The organism is Streptomyces sp. SID5785, from assembly GCF_009870065.1.
GTDB lineage: Bacteria > Actinomycetota > Actinomycetes > Streptomycetales > Streptomycetaceae > Streptomyces.
In genome coordinates this window covers 1-5,071 of the sequence record NZ_WWIA01001035.1, presented here as the reverse complement: position 1 = coordinate 5,071, position 5,071 = coordinate 1, and the positions used below count along the sequence as shown (strand labels likewise).

At 70.8% G+C, this 5,071-nt stretch carries 6 protein-coding genes; 3 read left to right on the top strand and 3 right to left on the bottom strand.

Features of this window, described 5'->3' with window-relative positions; genetic code table 11:
• Together GTW43_RS33440 and GTW43_RS33435 are read right to left on the bottom strand one after the other, a co-directional pair.
• The coding region (locus tag GTW43_RS33440; protein ID WP_202502274.1) for an alpha-L-rhamnosidase N-terminal domain-containing protein at positions 1-1,013 on the bottom strand (1,013 nt) is incomplete at its 3' end.
• Between the two features lie 255 nt (positions 1,014-1,268).
• Complete coding sequence (locus GTW43_RS33435) at positions 1,269-1,796, bottom strand: MSMEG_1061 family FMN-dependent PPOX-type flavoprotein (RefSeq protein WP_237536947.1); 528 nt, start codon at positions 1,794-1,796, stop codon at positions 1,269-1,271.
• 553 nt (positions 1,797-2,349) lie between these two features.
• On the opposite strand from GTW43_RS33435, the gene GTW43_RS33430 reads away from it, so the two are divergent.
• Both GTW43_RS33430 and GTW43_RS33425 read left to right on the top strand, forming a co-directional pair.
• Positions 2,350-2,739, top strand: a complete 390-nt coding sequence (locus tag GTW43_RS33430; RefSeq protein ID WP_161305734.1) for an ester cyclase — start codon at positions 2,350-2,352, stop codon at positions 2,737-2,739.
• 174 nt (positions 2,740-2,913) lie between these two features.
• Positions 2,914-3,645, top strand: a complete 732-nt coding sequence (locus GTW43_RS33425; RefSeq protein WP_161305733.1) for an alpha/beta hydrolase — start codon at positions 2,914-2,916, stop codon at positions 3,643-3,645.
• A gap of 47 nt (positions 3,646-3,692) precedes the next feature.
• On the opposite strand, the gene GTW43_RS33420 is transcribed toward GTW43_RS33425, so the two are convergent.
• Positions 3,693-4,043: a MerR family transcriptional regulator gene (locus GTW43_RS33420; RefSeq protein ID WP_161305732.1), complete on the bottom strand. Its 351-nt coding sequence runs from the start codon at positions 4,041-4,043 to the stop codon at positions 3,693-3,695.
• 55 nt (positions 4,044-4,098) lie between these two features.
• On the opposite strand from GTW43_RS33420, the gene GTW43_RS33415 reads away from it, so the two are divergent.
• Complete coding sequence (locus tag GTW43_RS33415) at positions 4,099-4,824, top strand: alpha/beta hydrolase (RefSeq protein ID WP_161305731.1); 726 nt, start codon at positions 4,099-4,101, stop codon at positions 4,822-4,824.
• The last annotated feature ends 247 nt before the right edge of the window (positions 4,825-5,071 follow it).

Genomic DNA, 5,071 nt, shown 5'->3' with positions numbered 1-5,071 from the left:
TGGGTGTCGGTGACGCGGACGGGCGGCATGGTGTTCGGGTGCAGGGCGCCGCCGGGGGCGTCGACCCGTACCGCGTCCTTCCAGGCGCCGTCGTCGAAGCGCGGGGTGTCCCAGCCGTGGTGTTCCTCGCGGGCGTCGTAGGTCTCTCCCGCGTACAGGTCGTCCGCGGTGACCGGCCCGTTCGACCACGTCCACGACGGGTCGGTGGTCAGACGCGCGTGCGTGCCGTCGGAGTAGGTGACGTCGAGGAGCATGACGGCCTGCCGCTGTCCCTGCCAGCGGAAACCGTACGGGCTGTAGGTCGTGCCGTACCCGTGTCCGAGCCAGAGGCCCACGGTGTTGGCGCCCCGGTGCAGTGACTTGGTGACGTCGTACGTGTCGTACAGCACCCTGCGGTCGTACGGTGAGGCGCCCTGGGCGAGGACGTGGTCGCCCACCTTGGCCCCGTTCAGGTGCAGTTCGTCGAGACCGAGCCCGGCGACGTAGGCGCGCGCCCGGGTCACCCTCTTGTCGAGCGTGAAGTCCTTGCGCAGCAGGGGCGCCCCCGCCTCAGGGTCGGAGGCGCCGATCCACTCGGCTCCGTGCCAGTCGGCCGTCGTGTCCAGGGCCGCTTCCCAGGAGGTGGGTGCGCTCCACGCCGAGGGCTTCCCGTGCGCGTCCCAGACGCGGACCTGCCAGTAGGAGCGGCTGCCCGCGCTGCGTGCGGGGCCGTCGTAGGTCACGCCGACGGAGTCGTCCGACATCCGCCGCCCGCTGTCCCAGATGTCGGCGCTGCCCCGGCGCAGCGCGGTGGCCGAGGACGCGACACGGACCTGGTAGGCGCTCTGTTCCGCGTCGCGCCCGCTCGACTCCAGCGTCCAGCTGAGCCGGGGGTGGCGGGACTCGACCGCGAGGGGGTGCACCCTGCCGTCCGTGGTCGTGCCGGTGACGTGCAGCGCCGGGTGCCCGGCGCCGGCCGCGCGGGCGGCGAGCGGGGTGGCGAGCAGAACGCTCAGGGACAACGCGGCCGCCAAGGCGGCCTGTCTACTGCGTCGGAGCATGGGTGAGCCTTTCGTGAGGTGCATCGCCCGAAGCGGACCCATCGAGACTGTATCGATTCAACGACGGCCGTTATAGCAGCCGCGACGCAGGCGGGAAACCGTCTGGACACGCCAGGTTGGAATGGATGATGCCGAACGCCGAGGCGTCGTCCCTCACTTGAATCTATTCAGCCCGAGTCTGCTCAGTAGACAGACGAACGCCGGCGCGTGACGCAGCCGCTGCCCGGGCTAGCTGGTGCCGTGGTCCCCGGCGGGTGCGTCGTCGGTGATCCACGTGGACGGCTTCCAGAGGCCGGAACGGTTCAGCGACTGCGGGCAGTGCAGGTAGATCTCGTCGATGTCCAGGAGGAGGGCGAGGGTGGGCCGCTGCCCCTTCACCGTCAGGGCGTCGAAGAACGGGGCGTCGGTGAGGATGCGGGCGCGTCCGTTGACGCGGAGGACGTCCTTGGCGCCGGGTATGAGGAAGAGCAGGCCGGCGTGGGGGTTCTCCAGGATGTTGTGGAAGCTGTCGCCGCGGCGGTTGCCCGGCCGGTCCGGCAGGACGAGGCGACCGGAGTCGAGGATGTGCACGAAGCCGGGACCGTCGCCGCGGGGCGAGACGTCGCAGTTCCCCTGCGCGTCGGCGGTGGAGAGCAGGCAGAACGGGGAGCGTCCGATGAGATCCAGATCGCGCTCGTCGAGCCGGTCGTGGACCTTGTCGATCACGATGGGGTGCGGCTCGCCGAGGAGTTCCCGCAGCGCGGGGGCCGAGTGCAGCTCGGTGAATCCGCTCTCGTCGTGGCGCGGGGCCGGTGCCGCGAGGGTGCGTGTGCCGTGCCGCAAGGCAACTCCTGGTGCTCATGGCGCGTGGGGCCGGACCGACGGGTCCGGCGAGCCACTCGTACTGCCTGTACTGCCTGTACTGCCCCTGTACTGATCCGCCCGGACGGCAGATCGGGGATGGTTAGGGTCACCTTACTACCTGGGGTGTGGGCCCACGGGGCCGGTGGCCGCCCCCGGGGCAGCCCTCGTCCCGAGGGCGAGGACCGGACGAAGGTCCCGGCGCGGCGGGACCTTCCGCGGCGCGTCCCCACCTCCGGGCGGGCTACGGTGGTGGTGCGGCCGGACATCGCCTCACTGGTTGAGGTGGATCCCTCCGTACGGCCCCCCGTGGGCCGGCAAGAGAAAGTAGAACCAGCGTTGGCGCGCCCTGCCCGGCCCGCCTCTCACCACGCGCGGGCACGTCCAGTTTCTGTCTGGATTCCCGGTACTGCTTTCCTCTTCGCACAGCTCCGTCTCCGGGAATCCCCTCCCTGAACGGAGTTTTTCCATGTCTGACACCGAGCGCAACAAGCAGGTCGTCGTCGACTACTACCGCACCGCTTTCGGCGGCGACCCGGAGAAGGCCGTCGCGGACCACTTCGGCCCGGTCTACATCCAGCACAACCCGGACGCCGCGGACGGCCCCGAGGCGTTCATCGGCTTCGTGACCTGGCTGCGTGGCGCGTACCCGGACCTGAGGCTGGACATCAAGCGGGTCATCGCCGAGGGCGACATGGTCGTCACGCACGCACACCTGGACCTCGAGCCGGGCAATCCCGGAAACCCGGGCCGTGCCCTGGCGGACTACTTCCGCCTCGAGGACGGCAAGGTCGTCGAGCACTGGGACGTCATCCAGGACGTGCCCGCCGAGCGCGCCAACCCGAACGGCATGTTCTAGAGGCGTTTCGCGCGGTGTGACGCGTGGCCCGGCCGTGGCCGAGGTGTCTCGACCACGGCCGGGCAGCCCACGTGTCCAGTGCCGCCCCCGGGGGCGGTGGGCACCCGCTGCGTGATCACGTGTGCCGGTCCCGCCGGTAGGGTCTTCCAACAAGGCTGCTTCGGGGAGGACTTGATGTCGGTGCCGGACACCGTGCCCATCGTTTTCGTCCACGGGACGCGTTTCAGCGCGGGTCAGTGGAGCGCGCAACTCGAGGAGCTCAAGAACGAGTTCCCCGTGTCGGCGATCGATCTCCCCGGCCACGGGGAGCGCTCGGCCGAGCCCTGGAGCCTGCGGGCCGCGACGGAGATCATCGCCGCTGCCGTGGACGCGTTCGGCCGCGGGCCGGCCCTGGTCGTCGGGCACTCGCTCGGCGGTTATGCCGCGCTGGAGTTCGCCAGGCTGTGTCCGGAGCGTCTCCAGGGTCTTGTCCTCGCAGGGGCGAGCGCGTCGACCCGAGGGCCCTGGGCCGTGCCCTACCGGACGGTGGCCCGTCTGGTCCCGCGGCTGCCTGCGGACCGGCTGGCCCGACTGAACGACCGGGCGCTGCTGCGGCGTTACCCGCGCGCGGTGGTCGAGGCGACGGTCCGGTCGGGCTACGCGTTTCACACCCTGCCGGACGCCTGGGGCGAGGTGCTGGGCCGTTTCGACGCCGACGCGATGCGCCAGGTGAAGGCGCCGGTCCTCATCCTGAACGGCGAGAAGGACACCGTCTTCCGCTCCGGGGAGAGGGACTTCGCCCGCGCTCACCCGCGGGCCCGCGTCGAACTGATCCCACGGGCCCGGCACCTGGCCAACTTCGACGCGCCGGAGGCCTTCACCGACGCGGTCCGTCGCTTCGCGCACCAGGTGGACGGTGCGGGCTGAAGACGGGACGGCGATCACGTCCTGCCCCGCCCGTACACACCCGGCCGCTAGGAGGGTGAGGCAAGCGCGGAGAGCCGCTGTCGAGTCTGCCGGAGCGAGGCCTCCTTCCGGTCGATGCGGTGGGCCAATGCGTCGACCTCGGCCCGGAGTCCGGGGCACATCTCCAGGTGGATGCCGTGCTCGCCGGACCGCGCGCAGTCGAGGTAGCGACGGATGACTCCGGTCCCCAGGCCGGCGGCGATCATCGTTCTGATCTGCGCCACGCGCGTGATGTCGGCCTCGGTGTAGACGCGGTATCCGTTGGTGTCGCGCCCGGGTGCCAGCAGCAGGCAGTCCTCGTAGTGACGCAGTGCCCGCGCCGACGCTCCCGTCACCTCGGCGAGCTCGCCGATCCGCATGATTCCTCCCGTGCCTTGACCTTCACACCGGCGTGAAGCTCTAGATTCCAGCGACATGACACGCACGACAACGCAGCAGCGAGCCACGATCATCCACGGCTACGGAGCAACGCCCGAGGACCACTGGTTCGGATGGCTGGCCGCGCAACTGGAGGCACGTGGCATCCCCACGAGCGTCCCCGCGCTACCGGACTCCGAGGCGCCGGATCCTGACCGCTGGAGCACGGCGGTGGCGTCCGACATCGGAACGCCGGACGAGGGGACGATCCTGGTGGCGCACAGCCTCGGGTGCCTCACGGTGCTGCGCCATCTCTCCTCCCTCGACGGGCCGTGGCGTCTCGGCGCCCTCGTTCTCGTCTCCGGCTTCGTCGACGTGCTCCCGTCACTCCCGGAGCTGGACGCTCACATCGGGTTCGTCGCCGCTCGGCTCGGTCTGGCAGGGGTGGCCGCCCACGTCGACAGGCTCACCGTCATCCGGTCGGACGCCGACCGGTACGTCCCTCCGCGCCATACCGACCGCCTGGCCGACCTGTTGGGGACACGCGCCCAGGTTGTTGCCGGTGGCGGTCACTTTCTCGCGTCTGACGGGTTCGTGACCTTGCAGGCCGCGCTTGAGGCCGCCGTACGGGACGCACCCGCCCCACCCGGCGCCGGGTCCGCCGTGCCCGGGTCCCGGCCCGCTCGGCTTCAGCCTGCTGCCCTCCGCAGTCGATCGATTCATCAGGTGCCCGGTGCCGCTGCCGAAGGACTGCCCAAGGTCTGTACGAGACACCGGTCCTGAGATAGCGTCGCGTCGACCGAGGGAAATGAATCGTTTCATCACCTCGTTTCCCTCCAGGGTCGAACTGTCGATCACCGCTCCGTTTCGACGACACCGCGAAGAGTGAGGCGCCATGACATCGAGCCCTTCCACCCCGCCCTCGACGACTCCGGAGAGCGGCCCGGCCCGCCGTGCCGTCCTCGCCGCGGGCGCCGGAGCCGTCGCCCTGTCCGCCGCCGGTGTCGCCGCCGCGGGCCCGGCGTCGGCA

Excerpts from the sequence above, each read along its gene's own strand:
- GTW43_RS33430 (WP_161305734.1), top strand. The coding sequence starts at position 2,350 with ATGTCTGACACCGAGCGCAACAAGCAGGTCGTCGTCGACTACTACCGC.
- GTW43_RS33415 (WP_161305731.1), top strand. The coding sequence starts at position 4,099 with ATGACACGCACGACAACGCAGCAGCGAGCCACGATCATCCACGGCTAC.
- GTW43_RS33420 (WP_161305732.1), bottom strand. The coding sequence starts at position 4,043 with ATGCGGATCGGCGAGCTCGCCGAGGTGACGGGAGCGTCGGCGCGGGCA.
- GTW43_RS33425 (WP_161305733.1), top strand. The coding sequence starts at position 2,914 with ATGTCGGTGCCGGACACCGTGCCCATCGTTTTCGTCCACGGGACGCGT.